The 26,607-nt window shown below is 32.6% G+C and carries 24 protein-coding genes; 6 read left to right on the top strand and 18 right to left on the bottom strand.

All coding sequences use genetic code 11. The features are described from left to right. Positions 1-206: 206 nt before the first annotated feature. Positions 207-1,805, bottom strand: coding sequence for a sensor histidine kinase (locus ABJM36_RS02695; protein WP_348448910.1), 1,599 nt, complete (start codon positions 1,803-1,805; stop codon positions 207-209). A gap of 146 nt (positions 1,806-1,951) precedes the next feature. Between ABJM36_RS02695 and fumC the strand changes: the two genes are divergently transcribed. After that, positions 1,952-3,349, top strand: a complete 1,398-nt coding sequence (gene fumC, locus ABJM36_RS02690) for a class II fumarate hydratase (protein WP_348448908.1) — start codon at positions 1,952-1,954, stop codon at positions 3,347-3,349. A gap of 179 nt (positions 3,350-3,528) precedes the next feature. Here fumC and ABJM36_RS02685 read toward each other — a convergent pair whose 3' ends face one another. Then, positions 3,529-4,407, bottom strand: coding sequence for a chromosome partitioning protein ParA (locus tag ABJM36_RS02685; RefSeq protein ID WP_348448906.1), 879 nt, complete (start codon positions 4,405-4,407; stop codon positions 3,529-3,531). A 521-nt stretch (positions 4,408-4,928) separates the two neighbouring features. Between ABJM36_RS02685 and ABJM36_RS02680 the strand changes: the two genes are divergently transcribed. Next, the gene (locus ABJM36_RS02680; protein ID WP_348448904.1) at positions 4,929-5,399 is read left to right on the top strand and encodes a GNAT family N-acetyltransferase; all 471 of its coding nucleotides are present in this window, start codon (positions 4,929-4,931) and stop codon (positions 5,397-5,399) included. On the opposite strand, the gene ABJM36_RS02675 is transcribed toward ABJM36_RS02680, so the two are convergent. The 8 genes from ABJM36_RS02675 to ABJM36_RS02640 form a co-directional block, all read right to left on the bottom strand. After that, positions 5,386-6,174, bottom strand: a complete 789-nt coding sequence (locus tag ABJM36_RS02675) for a hypothetical protein (protein WP_348448902.1) — start codon at positions 6,172-6,174, stop codon at positions 5,386-5,388. The genes ABJM36_RS02680 and ABJM36_RS02675 overlap by 14 nt on opposite strands. A 1-nt stretch (position 6,175) precedes the next feature. Further along, positions 6,176-7,864, bottom strand: a complete 1,689-nt coding sequence (locus ABJM36_RS02670) for a hypothetical protein (RefSeq protein WP_348448900.1) — start codon at positions 7,862-7,864, stop codon at positions 6,176-6,178. Between the two features lie 69 nt (positions 7,865-7,933). Continuing rightward, positions 7,934-8,458, bottom strand: a complete 525-nt coding sequence (locus ABJM36_RS02665) for a hypothetical protein (protein ID WP_348448898.1) — start codon at positions 8,456-8,458, stop codon at positions 7,934-7,936. Positions 8,459-8,589: 131 nt separating this feature from the next. Then, entirely contained in the window at positions 8,590-9,825 is a 1,236-nt protein-coding gene (locus tag ABJM36_RS02660; RefSeq protein WP_348448896.1) for a DUF6638 family protein, read from the bottom strand. Between the two features lie 124 nt (positions 9,826-9,949). Further along, on the bottom strand, positions 9,950-10,534 hold the full coding sequence (locus ABJM36_RS02655; protein WP_348448894.1) for an NUDIX domain-containing protein: 585 nt from the start codon (positions 10,532-10,534) through the stop codon (positions 9,950-9,952). Beyond that, on the bottom strand, positions 10,524-12,485 hold the full coding sequence (locus tag ABJM36_RS02650) for an AAA family ATPase (RefSeq protein WP_348448892.1): 1,962 nt from the start codon (positions 12,483-12,485) through the stop codon (positions 10,524-10,526). The genes ABJM36_RS02655 and ABJM36_RS02650 overlap by 11 nt, the downstream gene beginning before the upstream one ends. Before the next feature lie 133 nt (positions 12,486-12,618). Then, the gene (locus ABJM36_RS02645) at positions 12,619-13,674 is read right to left on the bottom strand and encodes a hypothetical protein (RefSeq protein ID WP_348448890.1); all 1,056 of its coding nucleotides are present in this window, start codon (positions 13,672-13,674) and stop codon (positions 12,619-12,621) included. A 205-nt stretch (positions 13,675-13,879) separates the two neighbouring features. Then, positions 13,880-15,229, bottom strand: coding sequence for a microtubule-binding protein (locus tag ABJM36_RS02640; protein ID WP_348448888.1), 1,350 nt, complete (start codon positions 15,227-15,229; stop codon positions 13,880-13,882). Positions 15,230-15,462: 233 nt separating this feature from the next. On the opposite strand from ABJM36_RS02640, the gene ABJM36_RS02635 reads away from it, so the two are divergent. Continuing rightward, positions 15,463-15,705, top strand: coding sequence for a hypothetical protein (locus tag ABJM36_RS02635; RefSeq protein ID WP_348448886.1), 243 nt, complete (start codon positions 15,463-15,465; stop codon positions 15,703-15,705). 182 nt (positions 15,706-15,887) lie between these two features. Next, entirely contained in the window at positions 15,888-17,255 is a 1,368-nt protein-coding gene (locus tag ABJM36_RS02630) for an NAD-dependent succinate-semialdehyde dehydrogenase (protein WP_348448884.1), read from the top strand. A gap of 68 nt (positions 17,256-17,323) precedes the next feature. Here ABJM36_RS02630 and ettA read toward each other — a convergent pair whose 3' ends face one another. From ettA to ABJM36_RS02600, 6 genes are all read right to left on the bottom strand, one after another. After that, on the bottom strand, positions 17,324-19,015 hold the full coding sequence (gene ettA, locus ABJM36_RS02625; protein ID WP_348448882.1) for an energy-dependent translational throttle protein EttA: 1,692 nt from the start codon (positions 19,013-19,015) through the stop codon (positions 17,324-17,326). A 36-nt stretch (positions 19,016-19,051) separates the two neighbouring features. Beyond that, on the bottom strand, positions 19,052-19,228 hold the full coding sequence (locus ABJM36_RS02620; RefSeq protein WP_241678341.1) for a CAL67264 family membrane protein: 177 nt from the start codon (positions 19,226-19,228) through the stop codon (positions 19,052-19,054). Positions 19,229-19,337: 109 nt separating this feature from the next. Next, entirely contained in the window at positions 19,338-20,057 is a 720-nt protein-coding gene (locus tag ABJM36_RS02615; protein ID WP_348448879.1) for a pirin family protein, read from the bottom strand. A 17-nt stretch (positions 20,058-20,074) separates the two neighbouring features. Then, positions 20,075-20,512, bottom strand: coding sequence for a MarR family transcriptional regulator (locus ABJM36_RS02610; protein WP_348448877.1), 438 nt, complete (start codon positions 20,510-20,512; stop codon positions 20,075-20,077). An 8-nt stretch (positions 20,513-20,520) separates the two neighbouring features. Continuing rightward, positions 20,521-21,051, bottom strand: a complete 531-nt coding sequence (locus ABJM36_RS02605) for an NAD(P)H-dependent oxidoreductase (RefSeq protein ID WP_348448875.1) — start codon at positions 21,049-21,051, stop codon at positions 20,521-20,523. Then, entirely contained in the window at positions 21,051-21,428 is a 378-nt protein-coding gene (locus ABJM36_RS02600; RefSeq protein WP_348448873.1) for a DoxX family protein, read from the bottom strand. The genes ABJM36_RS02605 and ABJM36_RS02600 overlap by 1 nt, the downstream gene beginning before the upstream one ends. A 144-nt stretch (positions 21,429-21,572) precedes the next feature. Between ABJM36_RS02600 and ABJM36_RS02595 the strand changes: the two genes are divergently transcribed. Both ABJM36_RS02595 and ABJM36_RS02590 read left to right on the top strand, forming a co-directional pair. Further along, positions 21,573-23,216 (top strand): carboxyl transferase domain-containing protein, encoded by a 1,644-nt coding sequence (locus tag ABJM36_RS02595; RefSeq protein WP_348448871.1) that lies wholly within the window; start codon positions 21,573-21,575, stop codon positions 23,214-23,216. A 57-nt stretch (positions 23,217-23,273) separates the two neighbouring features. Beyond that, entirely contained in the window at positions 23,274-23,696 is a 423-nt protein-coding gene (locus ABJM36_RS02590) for a DoxX family protein (protein ID WP_348448869.1), read from the top strand. Between the two features lie 30 nt (positions 23,697-23,726). Here the strand turns inward: ABJM36_RS02590 and sppA are convergent, their stop codons facing one another. Both sppA and ABJM36_RS02580 read right to left on the bottom strand, forming a co-directional pair. Continuing rightward, positions 23,727-25,490: a signal peptide peptidase SppA gene (gene sppA / locus ABJM36_RS02585; protein ID WP_348448867.1), complete on the bottom strand. Its 1,764-nt coding sequence runs from the start codon at positions 25,488-25,490 to the stop codon at positions 23,727-23,729. Positions 25,491-25,531: 41 nt separating this feature from the next. Continuing rightward, a complete protein-coding gene (locus tag ABJM36_RS02580; protein WP_348448865.1) occupies positions 25,532-26,605 on the bottom strand; it encodes an AMP-binding protein in 1,074 nt (357 codons plus the stop codon). Between the last annotated feature and the right edge of the window lie 2 nt (positions 26,606-26,607).

Below are 26,607 nucleotides of genomic sequence, written 5' to 3'. Positions count from 1 at the left end.
ATAGAATTAAAACTCCTAATCGATACCATAAGCGTTATTTTAATGTTAAAAAGAAATTGTAATTACGTATTAAATGAATGGCTTTATGATTTTTAATAATAGTATTATTCGATATGTTTTAAAACATTGAAAATAAAAGCTTAAATGCTGTTATTTATAATAGTAAAACTCTTAAAAATGTTAAAAACAGTGCGTTATTGAAGTGATTAGTCTTTAAAGCTAGGAATAAGAGGATTAAAATAAATTATAAACGTACTCATTTTAGCATTTGAATATTCAAGTTTTCCCTGAAGCTGCTCTGTTAATATCAGAATAAGTTGCATTCCTAACGAATTTGAATTTTCAAAATTGTAATTTTCAGGCATACCCGGACCACTATCCTCATAAATTAACACGTAATAATCTAGCTCTTGTAAAATTGAAATACTTAATGAGTTGATCCTATCATTTTTAAAGGCATATTTAAAGGAGTTAGTTATTAATTCATTAATAATTAAACCTAGGTTTGAAGTAGTGTCTCCATCAAAATTTAATTCTTTGTCAATGGTAATAGTCTTCTTTAAATTTAAATCTTCTGACTTAACAGTTCGCTCAACAAAATCTATTAATTGCTCCAAATATTCTTTTGCACGTATATCCTTAAGTGATATACTACCATATAGTTTTTCATGAACTAAAGCCATAGAATTAATTCTGTTTTTACTTTGTTCTAATGCTGTTTTTACTTTCGTGTCATTACTTTCATCCTGCTGCAATGTCAAAATCCCCGAAATCATTTGCATATTATTTTTCACCCTATGGTGTATCTCTTTTATTAGGGTTTGTACTTTAGATAAATTAGTCGCTAATTCTGAATTTTGATTGCTTATTTCTTCATTTGCGATTTTTAAATTTTCATTTAGCGCTATGTTTTTTGAAAATTGATTATATATTATTATGATTAAAAAAGAAATTATAACATACCATAAATAAGCCAAAAACGCAAGGGTGTTGTTTACTTTAGGTTTATTTTTATAGGCACTACCTACCTTTAATTTTAAGTTAAAAACATTAATATCTGAATAAATATAATCGTCCTCCTTGACGTCAAAATTTTTATAATACTCTAAATCCTTATCTACATTATATATTGAAGACCCGTCGTAATAGGTTTCTCTAGTTAAATCAAAAGAATCTTCCACCCTAAATTTGTGTACAAATTCCTTACTACTATTTCCTTCATAGAAATAATCTAATAAATACTTTGCATTTATAATAGGTGTAAAATAACCTAATAAATTATTGTTTTTATCTCTTGCAGAAAAATTAAATGGAAACCCCACCCAACCTTCTCTTAAATTTATTGGAGTAAATAAGCTAATATCTTCTGTAAGCATGAGATTATTTAATTGATCAATCCTATCCTTATCCACAAAATCTTTTACCGAAACTCCTTTTAGTCGAAGAGGATCAATTTCATTTGGAGTAATAATGTATCTAAAAACATGAGTTGTATCGATATAGTTAACAATAATGGAGTTATTGAATTTAATTTCATCTAATAAATCCTTCAAAAAGGTTTGCAGTTCAATATCTGTTGGTAAAGAAGCATTGTTTTTAGTATAACTTTTTAAAGAGGAAACTAAGGTTGCATAAACATCAATACCAGCTCGAGCTCGAATCAGGGCATCGGAGTGAGTTTTCTTTAGCGTATCTTCAATTTTTTTATTCTCTGATGCATAATAGGATGAAATAAATTGATTTAAAAACAACAAACCAATTAATAAAATTGTTGTGATAACAATTTGATACTTATTTATTTTCATGTGATAAGAATACTATAAGTGCGATAAGTTAATAAAAATTTAATTGATCTTATACAAATGATTCTTTTAATTTAAATGTTGTTTTAAATTGCTAATACCTACCAAAAATTGTAATTTTGTTTTAGCATTTAATCTTCAAAAACATCATGAAATACAGAATTGAAAAAGACACTATGGGCGAGGTTAAAGTGCCTTCCGATAAACTTTGGGGAGCACAGACTGAACGCTCTAGAAATAATTTTAAAATAGGACCTTCAGCATCCATGCCACTAGAAATAGTTTATGGCTTTGCATACCTTAAAAAAGCTGCTGCTTATACCAATTGCGAATTGGGTGCATTAGCAATCGAAAAAAGGGATTTAATTGCGCAAGTATGCGATGAAATTTTAGATGGGAAGCATGACGACCAATTTCCTTTAGTGATTTGGCAAACAGGTTCGGGAACGCAAAGTAACATGAATGTTAATGAAGTTGTTGCTAATAGAGCGCATCAAATAGCGGGAAAAGTTATAGGTGAAGGCGAAAAAACAATTCAACCTAATGATGATGTGAATAAATCGCAATCCTCAAATGATACGTTTCCAACAGGAATGCATATTGCAGCCTATAAGAAAATTGTTGAGACCACCATTCCTGGTGTAAAGAAACTACGAGATACTTTAAAAAATAAATCTGAAGACTTTAAAAATGTTGTAAAAATTGGTAGAACGCATCTTATGGATGCCACGCCTCTTACACTTGGCCAAGAGCTATCAGGTTATGTAGCCCAATTAGATCATGGCTTAAAAGCCCTAGAAAACACCTTGTCTCATTTAAGCGAATTAGCGCTTGGGGGAACAGCTGTTGGAACAGGTTTAAATACACCTAAAGGCTATAGCAAACGTGTTGCAGAATACATTGCTAAATTTACAGGATTACCATTTGTTACGGCGCCTAATAAGTTTGAAGCTTTGGCTGCTCACGACGCCTTAGTAGAAACCCATGGTGCATTAAAGCAATTGGCTGTTTCCTTAAATAAAATAGCAAATGATATTAGAATGATGGCTTCTGGCCCGCGATCTGGTATTGGTGAAATTATTATACCTGCTAACGAACCAGGAAGTTCAATTATGCCTGGAAAAGTAAATCCAACACAATGTGAAGCCTTAACTATGGTTTGTGCTCAGGTTATGGGTAACGATGTTGCTGTTTCGGTTGGTGGTATGCAAGGACATTACGAACTTAACGTTTTTAAACCTGTTATGGCTGCTAATGTTTTACAATCTGCACAACTACTTGGTGATGCTTGTGCTAGTTTTGAAGAACATTGCGCTATTGGTATAGAGCCAAACCAAGAAGTGATTACCAAACTTTTAAACAACTCTTTAATGCTTGTTACCGCATTAAACACAAAAATTGGGTATTATAAAGCTGCAGAAATAGCTAATACTGCACATAAAAATGGAACAACTTTAAAAGAAGAAGCTGTTAATTTAGGATATGTATCAGCTGAAGATTATGATGCTTGGGTAAAGCCAGAAGACATGGTTGGAGGACTTAAGTAATTAAAATACTAATTGCTATAAAAAAAGACAGGCGAATTCATTCTCCTGTCTTTTTTGGTTGGTTAGTTCTATCTTTTTCTAAAATAGAAAATTTAGCCAAATATATATAAACATTATTAAATAAAAAAAGCCTCAAACTTTACGCTTGAGGCTTTTCAACTTTATAGGGATACAATGGATTATTTTAAAGTAAACTCTGAGCTAGAAACTAAATCTTTTTCATTAAAAACGTTTACTATGTAACGTCCTTTTTCAAAATCTGTGTTAGAAGTAACAAACTCACAAACATTAAGACTAGCATTTTCATAATTAAACTTACTTATTATGCTGTAGTTTAATGTTTTCTCACCAAAAGTAACTTGTTCGTTTAAGCCTAAAATATTGCTTTTAGGATCTATAACTTGCACATATAACTCTTCGTCTCCAGCTTGTACTAAAGTATTTTTAGCTACTGTAAAACAAACTCTAATTTTATCTGCTCTTCTTGCTCTTTCAGTTGGTATTAATTTTCCTGAAGTTCTTTCTATAACTCCAAAACCTTTTAAACCTATAGTATTTAGTATAGCCGCGTTAGATACAACTTCGGCCAATGCATTGTTTTGAACTAATAATGAATCTGTAAAAATAGTACGCTCTTCTAAACGAACTCGTGTACTGTCTAATGATGTTGCCAAGTATGAATTCTCAACTCTTAAAGAATCATTCTGAGCAAGTAATACATCCATTTCTTTCTGTAATGATGCATATTTACTTTTATACCTCCATAAACTCTTTACGTTAGTTTCAGAAATTTTTAAAGAATCTATTAAACCTTGAATTCGAGCTCTTGCTTCAATTAAGTTGCTATTCGAAATTTCATTCTCACCAATAGCATCATCATATTGTTTAGCCATAGCATTTAAATCATTCATAACTAACTGCTTTTCTTCAGTTAATTCATTCTGAACTTTTTTACTATTACTATATAGATTCATTGTATAAAATCCTGTTGCTAAAAATAAAACTAGCGCTATTCCTAAACCTACTTTAAGTCCTGTATTACTTTTGTTATTTTCCATAAATTCTTGTTTTAATGTTTTTAAGTCTATTTTAATTTGTGTTTAAATGCCTAAAACAAATAATGATGCACATTTAATATTCAAAATTTATTTTTTAGGATAATCTAGATTTATTTAACAAAACTACTCTAATTATGTTATTAAACAAATCCAATTAATTATCCAAATTAAGCTAGCATATTGGTATGTTAACCTGCATTTGTTAGATATACGAATAACTAGTTGGTTTAGATGTTACATAAATTTAATGGAAATAAATAAAACAATTTTTATAGGTTTTTAAAGAAGTTAAATCCTTATATTAAAAGGCCTAAACATATACACTTAAAATTTTGTTAAACTATTAATTCACGTAAATACAATTAAAGCACATGATTAATACGTTTGAAAATATTACAACTTTTAATGTATTTTCATATTCGGCTATAAGAAATAGTTTTCAAGCAAAGCTTAATACTAGATTAAAGTGAATGATACAAAGCAATTACTAAATGTGAAAGATTAAAGCAAAACAAGATGTAATGAAAACTATTATTCAATTTAAAAACCAATATGCTACACATTTTTATGCGCTTAATATTGAATGGCTACAAACTTTTTTTTATGTTGAACCTTATGATGAAGATGTATTAAGTCATCCAGAAAAGCACATAATTAACAAAGGCGGTCATATTTTTTTTGCTAAAGCTTATGAGGATATTGTGGGAACGGTTGCCTTAATGCCAACAGGAAATAAAGGCGCCTTCGAATTAACTAAAATGGCAGTATCTCCAGACCAACGTGGGCAAAAAATTGGTCAGAAACTCATGCAACATTGTATTGATTTTGCAAAACAAAACGATATCCCTAAACTTATCATTTATTCTAATAGAAAGCTTGAAAATGCTATTTATATCTACAAAAAGTATGGATTTAACGAAATTCCTGTAGAAGCTAATTGTCCTTATAAACGATGTGATATTAAAATGGAATTGGTGTTTAATAATTTGTAGGAATAACAAAATTAATTCCGTTATCAAATCTAGTACTCCCTCTACTATATAAACTATACCTAATTGTATTATTAAACTCTAAAACCTCCCTTATTCTCCGTCTTAACTGTGCATATTGCACATTACCTTTTAGAGACATTTTTTGAAACTCCTTAACATCCTTAAATTGCATATTTAATTTTGGAATGTATATTGGTTCAATTTCTATTTTATATGTACAAAGTGGTCCAAACATATTAAACCCCTCTTTAAATGTTAACCAATCATATTTATTGGTATAAAGATTTAAAATTTGAAGTAACATGTTTTTGTCTGGTTTTAAATACTTTTCATATTGACCAACAAAATCATTAAACACCCCGGTTATAAGCTCATGAAAAAGCACTTCTTCTTTAGGTCTTTTTAATAATTTATGTAACGTATTTAAAATTGCTTTTGAAAAAAGATCATCCTGGTTACTCTCTACACCTTTTTTTACTAAAAATTTTCTTTTTTTATGCTTATAAATGCCAGACCAGAATATTTCATCATAGTTAACAACCTCTATGATAATTTCTTTTTTTGATAATAATGTGAGCAGGGTTAAGTCAAATGTTTCATATAACAAATTTCCCCAAGACACTTTATCTGTTAGCGATACATGGTTATATTCAAAATTGTGATATTTGGTAAACGTATAAAGTCCTATATCATCACAATGAAAATTAATAGAATCAATTTCTAATAATGCCCTAGAACGGGTATGCTTGGAATAGAAAAAAGAATAAATTAACATTCTAATTAGAGGACTTCAAAGAATCAATCTGTCTTTGTAACCTTGCAATTTCCTCAGCTTTTTTATCCACTTGAGGAATTAAATTTATGGTGTCTTTTGCCTGCTCAACCATATCGATGGTTTTAGATTCTTCAACAAAATAATATCCTATTTTTTCGCTAGAACGCCATGCTTCATTTAATTGATCGTAAACCGTTTTATCCCATTCACTCGGGTGTTTAACATCAATCCAAACCACATCACGATATTCGCTATCTACTAATGCTAAATCTGGAGTTGCAGAACCATCAAAGTTACCTGAATCTTCGCGAACTGCAGAAATTGTTCCTAGGAAAAATAAACGTTTTCTACCAGCAATCTCTTTTATGTAAGGCCTAAATTCTACAGGTTTATTAACCGACCAATCAAATTCCTTACGGGATTCTATAACTTTTAAAGGCATGGCAGAAACACCAGCATATCCTTCTTTTTTTGATGCATGATCGTAATAATAAAAATTTTTGCTTCCATCGGCAGGTACAAAAACGCTGTATGTTAAACTTGTTCTTTCATTACCTACTGGCTCTAGACCAAACCAGTGATACAATCCGCTATAAGCCCCTGTTTTAGTGTCTGTAAAATTAAAATCGGTTACAAAAGGCTGTTGGTTTTGGTCGTCTGCAAGATTTGGAATTTTAACGGCTGTTTCCATATTCCAAGGTAATGGGTCGCTAAATCCACCTAAAAATTTTAATGATTCGGCTTGTAATCTTGATACTTTTTCGGCGAGGGTATTTTGTCCTATTAAAAACGGATACTTACTCATTTCCTCCGGACTAACATATTTTCCTTTTCCTATTAAAATACGTTCGATATAATCGTTAAAATCGTGCTCGCCGCTATCAATCACCATAACACCACCAAAAGTAGGATAAGGAAAAAAGAAGCCTTTCCATTTTATTAAACTAACCACTTCTACCCATTTACCAGAATCGTTTATCATGTAATAGGTATCGCTTGGTTCCAAACAAAACAATTGAAAAAAGTTAAAACGTTGTACTACGGCGTTATACGTGTTTCTGCTAAACTTTAAAGATTCTCCTATAGAAAATGTTACCGGAATTCTATTCTCGCTAGAAAATCTAGGAAACGGTGTAGTACTTGAAACTGCAAAAACCTCCTCGGTATTATCAGTCATTCCTTGCCACATATATTTTTCTGTAGGCTGAATGGCCATAGTCCATTTATTCTCGTTTCCAATTCTAACTAAATGTGGTAAGGACACATCTTTAGTTTCTCCAACACTTTCATTAGCCATAGAAAACACATTACGAAGTGGTTGGATACGTTCATTTTGAGTTAATGGCAATTCGTTAATTTCGGTTTTATTAAGATTATTAAATACGTTATACGTTTTCATATAGTCGTACATTTTAAAATGCCAACCTACCACATACAACATGCCAAAAAATACGAGTAATACCACTAAAATACTTAATCTTCCTCCTGTTGTTGCCGATTTCCTAAATTTTCGTAAACCTAAAAACAAAACGATACCACTAAGTAAAATGATGAAAATAAATTTTCTAACAAACAATAAAGCAGGTTGATAATCGTCTCGTAAAACAAACAGCACAATTAGTAAAACTAATGCACCAATAATGGTAGTTGTTTTTTGTTTCTTTCCTTTATTCCAGTAGTTTTTAATCATCTGTAATTTTATTTTTCATTTCCCCGAAGACGGAATACTTTTTAATTTTTTTTTGAAATTGAATTCGACTTATAGCAATCCCTTATCCTTTAAACGTTGTCTAGCACTCTTCTCCTCTGTTTTAGGTTCTATAGCAATTTCTTTCTTCGTTTCCTTAATCACTTTAGGTTTTTCAGTTTTTAAATCTTCAATAAAGTCTTTTCCTTTCTCAAAAGTATCATGAACCATATCTTCAAGAGATTCGCTTTTTTCATCAATAACTTCGCTTGATTTAAAAATAAAATTTGCTAAATAGCTACCAATTATAGTTCCAACAATCATTGATGCAAAAATGGATATGGTAGCTATATCAATTGGAATTAAAAACCGAACTACTACAATTCCTATTAAAAATAAGAAACCAACAAAAACCAATCGTAATAAAAATGTTTGTTGATAAACAAAACCAGTTTTATCATGAGGCTTCATTTGAAGTTCTTTTGAATTCATTATTTTATTAAAAAAACGATACAATCCGTTACCTTTCGATTCTCTCCAATACAAAAAGATTCCGAATAGAATAGCGCCTATAAATACGATGAGTTCTAGTGTCATAATTTTAAGTTTACAGCATGATAAAAGTGTTTTTTATTTCCTTAAAATCATGCAATTAATTTTTATACTGAGTGTTTATTTAAACAATAGAGAACGTCCTTTTAACCTTATAAACTATTAGTCTAAATTAATTATATATTGTTACTAATCGTTTCAACCACCCAATCTTTAAACGAATCGTCCCAGTTTTTAAAATTGGTATAAAACGCTTCTTTATCATACCAATACCAAAATAAAATGTCTTTTGGTGAAATATTAACCAATAATTTCCAAATTAAATCTTGATGTTTAGCATCTAAAGAAGAATGTGGTTTATGTAAAGCTTCAAATAGCTTTTCATCAACAATATCGGCAATTTTATATTGATTACTTGTTTCCAATTTCTCCAAATAGCGTTCCACACTCATTACTTTTTTTCTTGCATTAATATCAAGTTTGTTTAGATAACTTTTAAATAATATGGGGTCGTTTAAAATATCTTTTACCGGGTGTTTCACGTTTTTTAAATGCTGAGCCATTTCAAATTTCTTGATACGCTCGTAACGTTTTGTGGTCATTACTTTTTCTAAATCGTATTCTATAATAACATGATCTCTAAGTTTATTCATAAGCTCAGGTTGCTCAATATGATAAATTAAAACATCGTAATTGGTATCCTTTATGGCTTCTTTATGCCATGTTTCATCTTCAAACACAACAATAGGTTTTATAAAATCTCTTAAAACATAAACACCTCCAAAAGCTCTTGTATAAAACGAATCAGTTGCAAATTGTAACTCGTGTAAATCTAAATTTCTAGTTCTTAAATCGCCATACGATTTAGCAGATTCTAAAATTTGCTGATGCAAGGTTTCATCAATAAAATTATTACCTCGCTTAAAGGTTTCTACAAGTTTTAATTGTTCTTTTTGAACATTTTTTAAATTATCGATAAGATGAAAATTGATGGTGACTTTATCATATTTTAAAACATCTAAGGGCTCATAAAAAGCATCGATTCCTTGATCAAAATCTAAACAAATAGCACAGTCTCTAGTGATGTCTTTAATCTTTTGGTCGTGAATTTTAAAGACAAACTTCATCATATCCCTATCAAACGTATGAAACGGTAAATACACCGGTTTCCCTTTTTGAAGCGGCGAAATGATGATGCCATGCGGGTTGGCTTCCCCGTTATTTAAGTAATAAAGTTCTTCTTTTTCTTTAGCAACTTCAGGACTCCAACCCATACCATCAATGTGAAAGGTGTTTAACTTGGTTTCAGAAAAACCAAGTTTTACTAAGCATTTGTTGTAACGCTCAATAAGCTTTCCGCTTACGGGAATGAGTTCGCTCCTGTATAGGTTTGATTGTTTTAGTTTGTCCATATTCCTAATCCCACGAAAGTGGAAATCTCATTATTTTTGCAACGAGGTCAAAATGTAAATCCAAATTGATTTTTACTTTATTAATTTTCCAAAATAGATTCCTGCATTGGCAGGAAAAACAAATTTAGCCCAACAACATATGAATAATAGCATATTGCAGTAATACAATAGTTCGTGTATCTACAATTTCTCCATTATTCAACATATTTACTGCATTTTTAAAAGGCATTTCTAATACTTCAATATCCTCATGTTCAGTTTCTACACCTCCGCCTTCATTCACCTTCATAGCATCAGTATATTCCCCAATAAAAAAGTGCATTTTCTCTGTCATAACTCCAGGTGAAGAATAAGCTTCATATACCTTTTTAACGGATTTTAAACGATAACCTACCTCTTCCTCGGTTTCTCTAATAATACAAGCTTCAGGATTGTCTTTATCCAGCATACCTGCAGCAACTTCCACTAAAAAACCATCTTTATTATCATTTAAAAACGTTGGCATTCTAAATTGTTTAGTTAAAATAACCGTTTGTTTTTCTATATTATAGAGTAGAATTCCAGCGCCATCACCTCTATCGTAAACTTCGCGCATTTGGTTTACCCATTCCCCACTTGACATTAAATAATCGAAAGTGACTCTATTAAGGATATAATAGTTATCTGAAAGTAACTTGGTTTCAATATTTTTTATGTGCTTATCGCTCATTTTCAAAAGTGTTTCTAGCTTTGGTTTCTATATTTATTTGGTTGACTCTTTCATCGACTTTACGTTTAAAATCGGTATCTGCAATGGTTGCCACATTATCTAAATAACGCACCACTTCCTGTCTTCTAATCTCAGAAAAATCTAATCCTTTCATATTTCCTCGCATTAATTCTTGCAGCATATTAAACTTGGTATCATAATCTTGTTTAAAATAGATTTCTGGATTTTCAAACCAATCTTCTTCCAAATCAAAATCGGTTAATCGCAATGAAATTGCCGATTGAATATTACGTACATCTCGGGAAGAAAAAAATGGAAATACAGCCTGCATTTCCTTATACAAATTAGCATAAAATAAATGCTGATTGGTTTTAAACTGCTTTTCTACCCTATCATAAACTTCGTGAACGCGAGCTTCTGTAGGCTTATCCACGTTGCTTAAAATATCCCCCATGTTTTTTGCTAAACCTTGATCTTGCAAATAGGCGTAGTTTTCTGGTCCTTGCATGTTCACAAAATCTGGCATAGTATCGTCTAATTTACGCCACCATATATGATCTTGATCTAAAAAATCATTCTCTGTTCTTGCACCATCAATCTTGAATCGACCTTGCACACGAGAAATTACCGCCTTATCCAACATTTCTGGAAGGTTAGTAAATAACCCAATGGAACTATTACCATAATTAACAGCATAAGCACCTTCGGTATATCTTAAAAACACGCCAATAACTTCTTTAACACCCGCTGAAACACCTTGATTTGTACGTTCTTGTAAATTGTTTTCGGCATCATCAATAGGTGCAAAAATTAATTTTGTTGGATCTTGCATAGGTTTCATCCATTCCACCATTTTTTCGGCAGATCCACCTTGAAATGTAGAAATCAAGGTATCTGGCATTGGGTGGAATAAAAACGGAATATCCAAAGTATCACAATGCTCTTTTAAACGCGTTGCAATAGCTGCAATTAACATACTTTTTCCTGTTCCTGGAATTCCATACCCCATAAACACTGGCATAAATCCACCAAGTTCTTGGAATGGATTCCTTTTTACTGCAAAATCGTAACTCAACATACGCTCCGTTAAACGACGTGCAAAATGTTTTGCATCTCGATTACCGACAATTTGTTCGAACTTAATTTTATTAAATTCAATGCTTTTTGCTGTGCCTTGAAACACATTATTCCAACCAGAAATTGCGAAGTCAGATTTTTCAAGCTTATAGGTTCTATCTTCAATCGTTTCTGTGTACTCTAAACTGCTTTTTCTTAACTGAATTTCATCAATTAAAGCTTCAAAATAAACCACTGTGAAATCAACAACATCTTTATCAGATTTTATAATTTCAGGATGGTCTAAGTATTTATCAAAATAAAATAAACTACATGAAATTCCTTTTAATGGCGACATTAAAGACAATTCTGGGATTCCAGCAAACTTCTGCTTCATAACACTTAAATCGTCCGAAGCATAAGGTTTTAAATCATTTAATATTTTATAGGCGGTGGCAAACAACATAAATGCCGTTGCGGTATGCAATTTACTTTCAAACTCGCGTTTTCCGTTATTATCCAGAGCCGATTTGTTCTCGCTTAAACTTGATAATCCGGATGCATCGTAATAACTATCTTTTATCCATATTCCTAAATTAATACCTTCTTGTACCGCATATAACGTTTGGTTTAAATATATAGGAAGCGCCACAGAATCTGGTAATAATCGCTTTTTTAAAGCTAAAATAGTTTTTGATACCGAAGTTATACTCGCCGAACTGCCATTGTTAGCCCTAGACAAATACAATAAGATAGATTCATCATTGGCATCTTTATCTCTATTTTTTGCACGCGCCCCTTGCTCCCACTGAATACTTTTTAAGTAAGAAGAAGCTTCATCGCGAAGCATATCAAGTTCTGTTAATTTTATTGGAAATGTCGAATTGTGTTCCATTTTCTTTTAGAATTCAGTCTCAGTTACAGTTTACAGTGCTTCTCAGCTCTGCTTACATAACCTTAAAATCTTTATTTTTTTTTATATTTTATATCGCAATACTGAAAACTAACATTGCGATTTTAAACTCAATTTATTTTATTTTTAATCCTGAAATTTCAATAGGCGCTTTCTCCAAATCATTCATTATTTCTGGTGTTTTGTTATACAGTAATTGAATAATACGGTGTGGTGCTAAAATGTATTTTTGTTTAAAAACCTCGTCCCAACGTTGCAAGATTTGCTTACTAAAAAAACTTCCTTCTTTAAATTCACTTTTTGAAACAACTTCATTGACTCGTAATGAAATAGCATACGACTCTAAAGGGATTTCTTTTTTACCTATACTCTCTAAAATGGTGTGTGTAACCTTATGTTCGTCTTTTGCAAAAACGTTGTGTATTGGACCTAAATCTATTCGTTTAATTAGTTTTGGCGAAATTTTTGGTAATTTTCTATCAATGGTATAAGCCATGGTATCTAGGGACATATCTCTATCGGCAACTGTTTTTAAAACCTCATAAATCTCATCACGATAATCGTTAACACGATTACCATCATAATTAAAATACATGAAGCAAATAAAAGGTCGGTTATGCGACACATCGTAAAAGCTCCAACTTATTAGTAAATCGGCATCTACATCCTCTGGTGCTGTTAAAATTTTACCTTGTACGAACTTATTAAAGATGTATTGCTTATTCACTGATGTATAATAAACGATAGACGAAGCTTGAAACAGTTTACTTTTACTAATAGGCTGCTTTTTTCGCATTAGTGTGTCTAAAAACTCATCTTTAAGTGTTGCTATTGGTGTTAATTTACCAAGATATTCATCACGTAATTCTAAATCGTTAAACAAATAACGGAATTCTAAATAATTAGGAAGTCCAGAATCTGTTAAATCCACCTTCATATTATCTTCGTCATCATACATGTATTTAACCCGCATAGCTTCAATGGAATATAACAGCAAATCGCAGTATTGCTTAAAAAGCTGAACTTCTATTTTGCTACATATATGCTCTCTTTGAACGGAAACTATTAATTCTTTAAAAGCGAAATCTACCATTTTATGGTAAAAGACATATTGCGATTTAGAATCTAGAATAGCAGAATCTAATGGTGTTACTATGTGGTTAATGGACATGTTTTAATTAACAATGAATAATTAAAAATTTACAATTCTTACTAAAAACCTAAACCTAGTTGGGTTTGCGTTAAGGATTAAACGGTATGTTTGAGCTCCTCGCAGAGAGCGAGTAGTGAAAGCCTGACCCCGATTTTTCGCGGGGTAACGCCCTTATCTTCTCGACACCATCTCAATAAAAATCGGAATTACTCGATGGAACAATTTAACTTAATAAATCGTCGTCGTTAGCTTCTGGTTTTGCTGCTGGCTCTCCTGCGGGTTCACCATCATCTCCTTTAGGTGTTGTGTTTTCGGCATTATAATAATCTTCAAAAATTTCTTTCATATCAATACCGTAACGCTCAGCAAAATTCTTTTGGATTTCACCATCTTTAGCACGAATTTCTTGTAAAGCCTCGGCATAACTGCTGTAAACGCCTTGCATAACTTTTTCGTGCACAGGAATGTTATCCATCATATCTTGACGTGCTTTAGCACTTGCTGTGTGCATAGATGCTAAAGTTTCTCCAATATGCTCGTCGGTTTTAACCCCTAAATGTTCTAAAATGGCTGCAAATTCTTGATCGGTACGTGCTTTTAAAGCCACTACGTAACCATCGTAATATTTAAGACGCTCTTCGGTATCACTCTTTAATTTTGCACGATGCGTTTGTAAATTACTGCGTAAAGATGTTAATACTTTAATGGTTAAATTGTGCTTGTGCACAAAACTATCTTTACTAGCCGCTAAAGTCGTGTAGGCATTTTTAAGACCTTCAAGTTCCTCCACTTTTTGCTCTAAAGCGGTCATTTTTCCAATGGCCTCGGAATACTCGGTAGATTGTTTATCGGCAATATCTTCCAGGGCTTGACGCGCCTGCTTTAATAAAGCATAGTTCTCTTCGAGCTTTGCTTCTACTTCTTTCTTTTTAGCTAAAGCTTTTGTATGATTTTTTGAAGCTTCTACAATAGCATCTTTTAGCTTTTCTTCCACCTCTTTAATTTCAACCTCACGGTTTTTTAAACGGGTAACCGCAGCTTGCGACTTATAAGATAACTCGCTTAAAAGCGTTTGTACATCGGCACTTTCAATACGCTCTTGAAACATGGCTTTTGCCTTATTATCGGCGCCCGCTCTAGTTTTTTCGGCTATAGCAAACTCTGCTTCCTCCTTTTTGATTTTACTTTTACGTCCCCAAAGGTTATTCCACCAGGTATCTGGTTTATTTTTTGCATCTTCTAATTCTATTCTTGCACGCTCTAATGCTTTTTGTGCATCGTCAATAACCTTCTGCTCAGTTGGATTTAGTGCAGAAAATTTTTCGAACATAATACCAACTTCGTCTTGATAATCAGTTAAATCTTTTATGGCATCTAAAAGGGTTGTTCTGTCTTTTTCTGCCATATGAACCACATCGTCCAAAGTGGCATTTAATATTTTCTGCCTAGATTCTGGATCGTCTTCTTGAGACAATTTAGATTTCATTGTGTCAATGGCTTTTCCCCAATCAACATCTACTTTCTCGGTTTTTTCGCTAGAATTGGTTTCTAATAAATCAAAATCATCAGACATCTTATATTTTGTGTTTAAAGTTGAACATTATTATTAAGTAAGCAATTTCGTTAAAAATTCTGAATTTAAAAGCTTAATTCACTATTTAAACCAGCTTCAATTAAAAAATAATTCCCCTTGCTCCTTTTATAGGTATCACAAATTATTAAAATGTTACAGTTAATAAAAAATATCTGACAATTTAATAGAATAGATTATATTTGTTAATAACCGAACTCTATTTATCCCTTAAAATGCTACTTAAAATTCAACTTTCCAATTTTACTACATTCTCTCTTATAAGTGAATCAAGTATACTTATTGTACTTGTTGTAATTACTGTGTTTTTTGGCGTTATACTACTTCTTGGTGTTAGAAAATCATATAAATTAAAAAAGGAAAATGAACGCCTAGAGGCTATGGATACAAAAATTCCTGAAACTGATGAAGATAGTTATAAGGATTTCACCGATGGCCATATGTACGGTGATAACTAAAACATTATGTATATTTTGTTAACACTTTACAGCAGAATTGGATCAACTTTATTTCCACAATTATAGGAAAATATTTCCGGGAGCGTTAATAACCTTTATGAAACCTTAATCCGTTAATAAAACCATGACGTAAGGAGGCCTTTTTTAAATTGAAAGATAATGTGTCAGTACATTTAAGAAATATGAAGAAAATAACCACTATAAATCCAGCTACAGAGGCTTCTATAAAAACATATAATCGTTTAACAGATTCTGAAGTTGAAGAACAACTCGAAAAAGCAAATGTTGCATTTCAATCATGGAAAAAAACGTCTTTTACAGAACGTACTACATTGATGAATAAACTTGCTGATGTATTCGATAAACGAAATGAAGCATATGCACGATTGGCAACCCAAGAAATGGGAAAACCCATCGTTCAAGCTAGAAAAGAAATAGAAAAATGTGCCAAAATTTGTCGATATTATGCTGAACACTCAGAAGCATTATTAGCCAGTGAACCTGTTAAAACTGAGGCTAGCAAAAGTTACGTGACTTTTCAGCCTATAGGTGTTATTTTAGCAATTATGCCTTGGAACTTCCCGTTTTATCAAGTTATTCGGTTTTTAGCTCCATCGTTAATGGCAGGAAACACTGCGGTTTTAAAACACGCTTCGAATGTACAAGGTTGCGCCTTTGCTTTGGAAGATGCATTAAACCAAGCTGGATTTCCGAAGGCTATTTTTAGCAATTTAAATGTAAGTTCCGATCGTGTTGAACCTATTATAGAAAATAATCATATTGTTGCAGTAACCTTAACAGGAAGCGCACCCGCAGGACAATCAGTAGCATCAATTGCTGGTAAACATTTAAAGAAATCCGTTTTAGAATTAGGTGGTAGCGATGCTTACGTTGTATTGGATGATGCCGATTTGGAAATAGCTACTGAACTAGCTACTTATGGCCGATTACAAAACAACGGACAAACCTGTATTGCCGCAAAACGAATTATAGTTTTGGATGCTATTTACAACGATTTTCTAAAATTATTCACAGAAAAAATGAAGGCTGCTAAAATGGGAGATCCTACAGACGAAGATACGTATTACGGTCCGTTGGCTAGAATAGATTTAAGAGATGAATTGCATAAACAAGTTGAAAAAACTATAAAACAAGGCGGAAAGCTAATTATTGGCGGAACTGTTCCAGACAGAAAAGGTGCCTATTACCCTGCTACTATTTTAGCAGATTTAGAACCAGGTATGGAAGCTTTTGATGAAGAATTATTTGGCCCTGTAGCATCTGTAATAAAAGCAAAAGACGAAAAGCATGCCATTGAATTGGCAAATAATTCAAAATTCGGTTTAGGTTCTGGTGTTATTACCAAGAATAAAATTCGTGGTGAAAAAGTAGCCTTACAACTAGAAGCTGGAAGCAGCTTTGTAAATAAATTAGTCGTTTCAGATCCTAGGATGCCATTTGGAGGTATAAAAACAAGTGGATATGGTAGAGAACTTTCCGGTTACGGAATTCGAGAATTTACCAATACTAAATCCATTTGGATAGATTAAACTATTTCATGTTTTAAAACAAAAAAGGCTCACGTTTAAGTGAGCCTTTTTTTATGTTCCGAATAAAATTATCTTACTAATTTTCTGTATTTAATACGCTTTGGCATTAAATCGCCACCAAGTCGTTTCTTCTTGTTTTCTTCATAATCAGAAAAACTACCTTCAAAGAAATAAACTTGACTATCCCCTTCAAAAGCTAAAATATGTGTACATATTCTATCTAAAAACCAACGGTCGTGACTAATTACTACCGCACAACCTGCAAAGTTTTCTAAACCTTCCTCTAAGGCTCTTAAGGTATTAACATCAAGATCATTTGTTGGCTCATCTAAAAGCAATACGTTACCTTCTTCTTTAAGCGTCATAGCTAAATGCAAACGGTTACGTTCACCACCAGAAAGTAATTTTACTTTTTTGTTTTGCTCGCCACCAGAAAAGTTAAATCGACTTAAATACGCTCTAGAGTTTACCTCTTTTCCTCCCATCATAACCAACTCTTGCTCATCACTAAAGTTTTGCCAAATGGTTTTCTCTGGATCTATGTTTGAATGTTTTTGATCCACATAAGCTAGTTTTGCTGTTTCACCAACAGTAAACTCACCTTTATCTGGTGTTTCCTCGCCCATTATCATTCTAAAAATTGTGGTTTTACCAGCACCATTTGGCCCAATAACACCAACAATTCCTGCTTGTGGTAAATTAAAGTTTAAATCGTCGTATAACAACTTATCACCATATCCTTTTGCAACCCCTTTGGCCTCAATAACATTGGTTCCTAAACGTGGTCCGTTTGGTATGTATATTTCAAGTTTTTCGTCAAGTTGTTTTTGATCTTGACTCATTAACTTATCGTAATTTTTTAAACGTGCTTTTTGTTTGGTTTGACGTCCTTTAGCTCCTTGACGTACCCAGTCTAGCTCACGCTCTAAAGTTTTTTGACGCTTAGATGCTGTTTTACTTTCTTGAGCCATGCGTTTAGATTTTTGGTCTAACCACGATGAGTAGTTCCCTTTCCATGGGATACCTTCACCTCTATCCAACTCTAAAATCCAACCGGCAACATTATCTAAAAAATATCTATCATGCGTTACTGCAATTACAGTTCCTTTATATTGTGCTAAATGATGCTCTAACCAATGTACAGATTCCGCATCTAAGTGGTTGGTAGGCTCATCCAAAAGTAATACATCTGGTTCTCTTAAAAGCAAACGACATAAAGCCACACGGCGCTTTTCACCTCCAGAAAGTACAGCTATTTTTTTATCACCATCTGGAGTACGCAAGGCGTCCATAGCAATTTCTAATTTAGTATCAAGCTCCCAAGCACCTGCAGCATCAATTTGATCTTGCAATTCTGCCTGTCTAGCCATTAACTTTTCCATTTTATCTGGGTTAGAATATACTTCTTCCAATCCAAACTGGTCGTTAATTTTATTGTATTCATCAAGTATAGCAACAGTTTCGGCAGCACCTTCACGAACTACTTCCATAACCGTTTTATCGTCATCAAGCTGCGGCTCTTGTTCTAAATACCCAACCGAGTAATCTTGTAAAAAGGTTACATCGCCTTGAAAATTTTTATCAACACCCGCAATAATTTTAAGCAAAGTTGATTTTCCAGAACCATTAAGACCTAAAATTCCAATTTTAGCTCCATAAAAAAAGCTTAAATAAATATTTTTTAAAACTGGTGTGTTAGCACCAGGGAATGTCTTGGTTAAACCAGACATTGAAAAAATTACTTTCTTATCGTCACTCATTGTAATTTGAAATAATTAATTAATTTAAGAACATCGTTATACACGACCTTTTAGTGCATTAAACACCCATGCCACAGCAAAAAAACCTAAACCTACAGCACCAAAGCCCCATCCTGCAACATCGTCGTATCTAAATGCGCCTAATCCCATAAGTAAAAGTCCCATTGAAATCATTATCCATGTAGCCCATGCTAGAACAGTATTTTTATTCATCGCCATAATCTTTTCGTTTTTAAAATTGGTTAGTTGAAAAGCAAATATCGTAGTTTTAAATAAAAAAAGCATCCAATTTGGATGCTTTTTAACTATTAATCGAATTTTATTAAATAAGCGGAACTTCAATAAATAAAAGTCCGGAGTTTTCTTTAGTTTTTATTTTAAAATTTGTAGTACTGGATATGCCAATAGCATCTCTACTATTTAGCTCATTTTCATTAACGATATGATTCCCGTAAATAGTCATAACATAGACACCATGGGTTTCACTTTTTAACTGATACTCGAAAGTTTCCCCCTTATCCAAATCTATCCTTGAAATTATAGCATCTTGATGAATTTTTAAACTTCCTTCATGATTTTCATCTATAGAACTCACTAAAGTTTGAAGTTTATTTTTTCTTCCTTCGGCATCGAAGGTTTTTTGATCGTATCGCGGTTTAACCTCCTCTTTATTAGGGATAACCCAAATTTGAAACAAACTTAAATGTTCGGTGTTCGACCCGTTAATTTCAGAGTGTTCTACACCCGTTCCTGCCGACATAACCTGCACCTCACCCGGTAAAACAGATTGCCATTCATTGTGCATAGAATCTCTATGTTTAAGCACACCAGATAACGGAATGGTGATAATTTCCATGTTAGCATGCGGATGTGTTCCAAACCCCATTTTAGGTGCAATAACGTCATCATTCAGTACACGTAAAGCACCAAATTGCACTTTTTCTTTATCAAAAAAATTAGCAAAACTAAATGAATGATTAGCTTGTAACCAGCCATGATTTGCAAAACCTCTGCTTTCTGCTTTATGAATTATTGTTTTCATTGTAATACTGTTTTAAATTATCTCATTTTATCTAGTAAATTACTTAACTGTTCGGCTTCTGCTTCGCTTAAATTCTTTAAAAGTGAATTATTAAAATTAATAGGAATAGTTTCTAAAAAATCTAATCCAGCTTTTGTAATTGTAATTTTTACTACACGCCTATCTTCTGCTGAAACGCAACGTTCTATATATGATTTTGCGCACAATTTATCCATTAACCTTGTGGCATTGGGAGAACGTTCCAGCATCCTTTCTTTAATGGTTTGAACCTTTAATGGGCCTTTAGCACCTTTTAAAATTCTTAAAATATTGTATTGCTGGGGTGAAATTCCAAAAGGTTTAAAAAACTCATTTTGATAATTCGATATAAAATTTGCTGTGTATATAATATTCAATAAAGCCTTCACCTTAATGTTGGCAAATTTCGAATTAATTTCTTTTGACAAATCTCCCATAATTTATGTTATAATGCGTTTTGAAACAATGTAACTTTACTCTTTAATTCTTTGAATAATTCATTATTCGTGATCGTTCCTGCAGAAAAATTAGCTCCAAAAGAAGGGAGACTAAAATCTGAAATAATATGACCTCCCATGAAAGGAAAACGTCCCTTAGCAATTTCTAAAACTGTAGCGCCTCCTCTAGCTCCTGGAGAAGTTGCCATTAACAGCATTGGTTTCTCGCTCCATAATTTACCATCTATCCTAGACATCCAGTCAAATAAATTTTTAAACGCCGTAGAGTAAGCGCCGTTATGCTCGGCCAAAGACAACACTATACCGTTTGAAGATTTAATAGCGTCCAAAAACTTTTGAGCATTTTCCGGAATGCCATTTTCGTTTTCTAAATCAACGCCAAACACTGGTAATTCATAATCGTTTAAATCTAAAACTGTAATTTTAACATCATCAACCAAACTCGCTGTAAATTCGGCTAATTGTTTGTTAATTGAGTTTTTGCTGTTACTTCCTGCAAATGCTAGTATATTTTTCATTAATTATTTGATTTTATTACTTGTTTATTTTTTAATCTATTAAATATATAGGACATGGCTAATGCTATTAATGCTACCAGTGCTGTTCCTTGCCCTCCATCTTCCACCATGGTATGTGCAAAAAAAGCTAAAGTAAAAGCATAAAAAAAACCTGCGTACGCCCATTCCTTAAGCACCTTAAATCCTGGAGTCCAAATCGCTACCAACCCAAGTAATTTTAATATAGCGTAAGGATAAATTAAGTATGTTGGATACCCTAACCCTGTAAAAGCGCCCTTAATCATTTCATGTTTAAAAAAGTACATATTTGCTGAAAACAGCACCACAATAGATAGCACTACTGTTGCTATGTAATAGATAATTTTATTTTTATTCATTCTTCAATTTGTTAATTATAGTACAAATATAGGTTTAAAATATTTATTTTCCTAGGAATATATTTCCATGTAATATTATTTAACAAAATATTCACTTTAAATACCAAAATAGGTTTTGTAAATTCGTACTAAATTAATCAACCTATGGATATCAACTTCAATAAAAACGAAGATCATAATAAACTATTAGTATCAGAATTAAAAAAAAGACTTGCAAAAGTAAGTCTAGGTGGTGGCACTTCGCGTATTGAAAAACATAAAAGCAAGGGTAAAATGACTGCTAGAGAACGTGTTGATTATTTACTAGATCCCAAGACTAAATCCATAGAAATTGGTGCCTTTGCAGGAGAAGACATGTATAAGGAACATGGCGGTTGCCCTTCTGGAGGCGTAGTAGTGAAAATTGGATATGTAAAAGGCAAACAATGTATTGTTGTTGCCAATGATGCCACGGTTAAAGCCGGTGCTTGGTTTCCAATAACCGGTAAAAAGAATTTACGCGCACAAGAACTAGCCATTGAAAACAAATTACCTATTATTTACCTAGTTGATTCCGCTGGAGTATATCTGCCTCTACAAGATGAAATTTTTCCTGACAAAGAACATTTTGGCCGTATTTTTAGAAATAATGCTATTATGAGTAGTATGGGCATCACTCAAATAGCTGCTGTAATGGGTAGTTGTGTTGCTGGTGGGGCCTACCTTCCTATTATGAGTGACGAAGCTTTAATTGTTGATAAAACAGGAAGTATATTTTTAGCTGGAAGCTATTTGGTAAAAGCTGCCATAGGAGAATCTATTGATAATGAAACTTTAGGAGGTGCCACAACACATTGCGAAGTTTCTGGCGTAACCGATTATAAGGCCAAAGATGATGCTGATGCCTTAGATACCATTAAGAATATTATTGATAAAATTGGTGATTATGATAAAGCAGGTTTTAACCGAAATGCTTCTAAAAAACCAAAAGAAAATCCAGAAGATATTTATGGAATTCTTCCAAAAAGTCGTGCCGATCAATATGATATGTATGACATTATTAAGCGTTTGGTTGATAACTCGGAATACGATGAATATAAAGCTGGTTACGGACAAACCATAATAACTTGTTATGCTAGAATTGATGGTTGGGCAGTTGGTATTGTAGCTAACCAACGTAAACTAGTAAAAACTACAGGCTCTAAAACTAAACCAAAAGAAATGCAATTTGGAGGTGTGATTTATAATGATTCTGCCGATAAGGCGACACGTTTTATTGCTAACTGCAATCAAAAGAAAATTCCGTTAGTCTTTTTACAAGATGTCACCGGGTTTATGGTTGGTAGTAAAAGTGAGCATTCTGGAATTATAAAAGATGGTGCTAAAATGGTAAATGCTGTTAGTAATTCTGTGGTTCCAAAATTCACCGTTATTATAGGTAATAGTTATGGTGCTGGTAATTATGCTATGTGCGGAAAAGCTTATGATCCAAGATTAATTTTTGCGTGGCCAAGTGCAGAACTTGCTGTAATGAGCGGTAATTCTGCTGCCAAAGTATTACTACAAATTGAAAAAGCATCACTTGAAAAACAAGGTGAAAAATTTACTAAAGAAAAGGAAGAAGCACTTTATAATAAAATAAAAGAACGCTATGACAACCAAGTGTCTCCGTATTATGCTGCGGCAAGACTATGGACCGATGCCATTATTGATCCTTTAGACACAAGAACTTGGATTAGCATGGGCATAGAAGCTGCAAACCACGCTCCTATAGAAAAGCCTTTTAACCTAGGTATACTTCAAGTTTAATTTCTAAATCCAATTAAAATTTCGTATCTTAATGATTGAAAATCAATAGATTCAGTCATGATAACCATAAAAACACTTAATAAGTGGGCAAACAACCACACCTATTTGCCTATTAACATGCTACGTATTGCATTAGGTATCTTTTTATTTTTTAAAGGCATTGATTTCATGACCAATAGTGCAATGCTTGTTGAGCTTTTTAAACCCATGCAAAATATGGCTGGCGGTATGCTAATAATTCATTATGTGGCTCCTGCGCACCTTATTGGTGGAATTTTAATTGCTACTGGACTTTTAACACGTTGGGCAATAATGGCACAAATACCCATTATAATTGGTGCTGTAGTGATTAATTTTAAAGGCGAAATGAATTCAATGAATTTAACTCTAGCTTTAATTACACTTTTTGCTTGTGCTTTTTTTCTATTTTATGGATCTGGAAAAAGTTCATTAGATTATTATTTTAAAATGCAACAGTAAAAAAAGGTAAGTGTCCAGTTATCATTTAAACTAATTAATTTCAGATCTAAAAGGGAATACCAATTGAACACCCTTTTTCTGTGACATGGATTTTATCTCTTTTAAAATTTTATAATGTTCCTCTCCTAGTTCTTCTTTCAAGATGGTTTCTTTGGCTTTTATTAAGCCAAAATCCTCAAGCATTTTATCTAAGTCTTTTTCAAAAACAGGAAACTCTCTAATGGAATAGTCCTGAATTTCTGCTGCCTCTGCTGCATATTTTAAAGCTAAATCTAAACCTCCTAATTCATCAACCAAACCTACTTTTAAAGCATCTGCACCTGTCCAAACTCGACCTTGAGCAATGTCTTCAACTTGGGCTTTTGATAAATTTCTGCCTTGAGCCACTCTATTAGTAAACAAATCATAAACGTTTATAACCCCCTCTTTAATGTACATTTTTTGCTGTTCGCTTAAAGGCTCAAAAAAACTATAAGTTAATGCATTTTGATTTGTAACCACTTGCTCTGCGTTTATTCCTATATTTTCTGCTAGTTCTCTTCCGTTAGGCAACATACCAAAAACACCAATACTTCCAGTAATAGTTGTTGGTTCTGCTATTATTTTATTTGCATTACTAGCTATATAATAACCTCCAGAAGCGGCATAATTACCCATAGATACTATAACGGGTTTTACTTTTTTAGTCAATTCTATTTCTCTCCAAATAAGTTCGCTTGCTAAAGCGCTTCCACCAGGAGAATTAACACGTAGTACAATGGCTTTAATATTTGGGTTGCTTCTGGCTTCTTGTAACGACTTACTCATAGTACCTTGACCCACCGATTCTTCATCGCCTTCTCCATAAATGATATCACCTTCGGCATAAATAACTGCAATCTTATTTTTGTTATATTTTCCGCCTATATGTTTTGCTGCGTACTCCGAATAATCTCCTATTTCAATTCTATTTAATTCCTTATCGGCATCAATACCTATAGCATATTTCATGGCATTAATATACTCATCATGATAGGCTACCCTGTCTATTAAATTAGACGATTTTGCTAAACTTGGGTTTCTTGCTAATAAACTATCTGCAATAGTATTTAACCGTTCTACAGGAATGTTCCGGCTAGAAGAGATATCCTTTTTCATTTCATACCAAAGTGAATTTAAATAAGCCTCGATTTGAGCTCTATTATTATCACTCATCTTGTTTGCTATAAAAGGTTCTACAGCACTTTTAAATTTCCCTATTCTAACGATTTCCATTTTAAAACCTGTTTTTTCTTGAAAATCTTTGAAATATAACTGTTCGGTAGACAAACCTTTAAATTCCATCATGCCCACAGGGTTAATATACACCGTATCGGCAACTGAGCTTAGGTAATAGTCTTTTTGAGAATAAATATCGCCATAGGCAACCACAAATTTCCCTGATTCCTTAAATTTTAATAAGGCACCTCTAAGCGCTTTTGTTTGCGAAATTCCAGCATTAATAAAATTATTATCTATAGAAATACCTTTAATATTTTGGTCTATGGCAGCATAATTAATGGCATCGATAATATTAAAAAGCCCTCTTTTGCTACTTTCATTCAAAAAGGGGTAATCAGCAAATTCAATTTTCCCTTCATAATCTTTAATAGGAAAATCTAGGGTTAATTCTAAAACGGAATTAGGCTTTACCCGAATTAAATCATCAGATCCTGAACCTAATATAACTCCTAAAATTATTAAACCTAAAAAACAAATAGCTAGAAATACAAAAATGCCGGTAACAGTGGACAATACACGTTTAATAAAACTCATGGGTTTAATTTTCAATAATTAGAATAAGGCAATAGGTTTACTTAATTCAAGTTTAAAGTTTCTAACGTTTTATTACGATTAATTTTACCCGATTTAGTTTCTTTAAAATGGGGTACAAAATGAATTTCTTTTGGCTTTTCGTATTTATCTAACTCAATAAAGATGGAAGGATCAATGGCTCTTTTTTGACCTTCAACAACTAGAATAAGCTTATCTCCTAAAGTATCATCTTCCCTTGAAGCTATAAAGAATTCTCCTGGTATTTTATCCTGTAGTTTGCTTTCTATCTGTTCTGGGTACAACTTAATTCCTCCAGAATTAATAACATTATCAAAACGTCCTAACCACTCAAAACTAGTATCTGAAATTATATCAACCATATCATTGGTAATAATTTCTTCATCTGATAGTTTAGGCGCTTTAATGGTTAAACACCCTCTATCATCTTTAGACACTTTTATTCCTGGAAGCGTAGTGAAAAATGCTTCATCTTTAGCGCCAGTAAAATTATTTAATTTTTTTACAGCAATATGAGACACAGTTTCTGTCATTCCGTAAGTTTCATACACATTTGGTTTTTTGTCTTTTATAAGCTCTACAATAGCCTGAGACACGCGACCGCCACCAACAATTACTGTTTTTATCTTTTTTAAATACTTTGCGAAATTTTTAAGTTGCATTGGGGTAAATGCACAAAATGTATAATCCTTTTCATAATCAATTAACGGTAAGGCTGCAGGTTGTACCATATCTAATTCTAGACCTAAAACAATTGCTCTTACAATGGTCATTTTTCCAGCAATAAAGTTTGATGGTAAACAATGTAAAATTTTATCGCCGGGTTTTAAATTAAAATAATCGCCCGTTGCTATTGCAGAATTTACCATAGCCTGCTTTTTAATTTCAATTTTTTTAGGCTTTCCAGTCGATCCAGATGTTTTTACAATAACATGATCTTTCTCGTCTAACCAATCTAATAAAAAATTACCTAGTTCTTGTTGGTAGGGTAATCCTTCCTTAACATAGCTATAAGCTACTTCCATAAGGTCGTCATACTTATAATTTAAATTATCTAACTTAAATTTTAAATGTACATTCTTGTAATTCGGTGTCATAT

The organism is Algibacter sp. (genome assembly GCF_039977455.1).
In the GTDB taxonomy this organism is placed as follows: domain Bacteria; phylum Bacteroidota; class Bacteroidia; order Flavobacteriales; family Flavobacteriaceae; genus Algibacter_B.
This window is presented reverse-complemented; position numbering and strand designations above follow the sequence as displayed.

Excerpts from the sequence above, each read along its gene's own strand:
- ABJM36_RS02610 (WP_348448877.1), bottom strand. The coding sequence starts at position 20,512 with ATGGGAGATTTGTCAAAAGAAATTAATTCGAAATTTGCCAACATTAAG.
- ABJM36_RS02655 (WP_348448894.1), bottom strand. The coding sequence starts at position 10,534 with ATGAGCGATAAGCACATAAAAAATATTGAAACCAAGTTACTTTCAGAT.
- sppA (WP_348448867.1), bottom strand. The coding sequence starts at position 25,490 with ATGAGTTTTATTAAACGTGTATTGTCCACTGTTACCGGCATTTTTGTA.
- ABJM36_RS02605 (WP_348448875.1), bottom strand. The coding sequence starts at position 21,051 with ATGAAAAATATACTAGCATTTGCAGGAAGTAACAGCAAAAACTCAATT.
- ABJM36_RS02685 (WP_348448906.1), bottom strand. The coding sequence starts at position 4,407 with ATGGAAAATAACAAAAGTAATACAGGACTTAAAGTAGGTTTAGGAATA.
- ABJM36_RS02590 (WP_348448869.1), top strand. The coding sequence starts at position 23,274 with ATGATAACCATAAAAACACTTAATAAGTGGGCAAACAACCACACCTAT.
- ABJM36_RS02695 (WP_348448910.1), bottom strand. The coding sequence starts at position 1,805 with ATGAAAATAAATAAGTATCAAATTGTTATCACAACAATTTTATTAATT.
- fumC (WP_348448908.1), top strand. The coding sequence starts at position 1,952 with ATGAAATACAGAATTGAAAAAGACACTATGGGCGAGGTTAAAGTGCCT.
- ABJM36_RS02600 (WP_348448873.1), bottom strand. The coding sequence starts at position 21,428 with ATGAATAAAAATAAAATTATCTATTACATAGCAACAGTAGTGCTATCT.
- ABJM36_RS02675 (WP_348448902.1), bottom strand. The coding sequence starts at position 6,174 with ATGTTAATTTATTCTTTTTTCTATTCCAAGCATACCCGTTCTAGGGCA.
- ABJM36_RS02660 (WP_348448896.1), bottom strand. The coding sequence starts at position 9,825 with ATGGACAAACTAAAACAATCAAACCTATACAGGAGCGAACTCATTCCC.
- ABJM36_RS02665 (WP_348448898.1), bottom strand. The coding sequence starts at position 8,458 with ATGACACTAGAACTCATCGTATTTATAGGCGCTATTCTATTCGGAATC.
- ABJM36_RS02615 (WP_348448879.1), bottom strand. The coding sequence starts at position 20,057 with ATGAAAACAATAATTCATAAAGCAGAAAGCAGAGGTTTTGCAAATCAT.
- ABJM36_RS02680 (WP_348448904.1), top strand. The coding sequence starts at position 4,929 with ATGAAAACTATTATTCAATTTAAAAACCAATATGCTACACATTTTTAT.
- ABJM36_RS02580 (WP_348448865.1), bottom strand. The coding sequence starts at position 26,605 with ATGACACCGAATTACAAGAATGTACATTTAAAATTTAAGTTAGATAAT.
- ABJM36_RS02645 (WP_348448890.1), bottom strand. The coding sequence starts at position 13,674 with ATGTCCATTAACCACATAGTAACACCATTAGATTCTGCTATTCTAGAT.
- ABJM36_RS02650 (WP_348448892.1), bottom strand. The coding sequence starts at position 12,485 with ATGGAACACAATTCGACATTTCCAATAAAATTAACAGAACTTGATATG.
- ABJM36_RS02630 (WP_348448884.1), top strand. The coding sequence starts at position 15,888 with ATGAAGAAAATAACCACTATAAATCCAGCTACAGAGGCTTCTATAAAA.
- ABJM36_RS02595 (WP_348448871.1), top strand. The coding sequence starts at position 21,573 with ATGGATATCAACTTCAATAAAAACGAAGATCATAATAAACTATTAGTA.
- ettA (WP_348448882.1), bottom strand. The coding sequence starts at position 19,015 with ATGAGTGACGATAAGAAAGTAATTTTTTCAATGTCTGGTTTAACCAAG.
- ABJM36_RS02620 (WP_241678341.1), bottom strand. The coding sequence starts at position 19,228 with ATGAATAAAAATACTGTTCTAGCATGGGCTACATGGATAATGATTTCA.
- ABJM36_RS02670 (WP_348448900.1), bottom strand. The coding sequence starts at position 7,864 with ATGATTAAAAACTACTGGAATAAAGGAAAGAAACAAAAAACAACTACC.
- ABJM36_RS02640 (WP_348448888.1), bottom strand. The coding sequence starts at position 15,229 with ATGTCTGATGATTTTGATTTATTAGAAACCAATTCTAGCGAAAAAACC.
- ABJM36_RS02635 (WP_348448886.1), top strand. The coding sequence starts at position 15,463 with ATGCTACTTAAAATTCAACTTTCCAATTTTACTACATTCTCTCTTATA.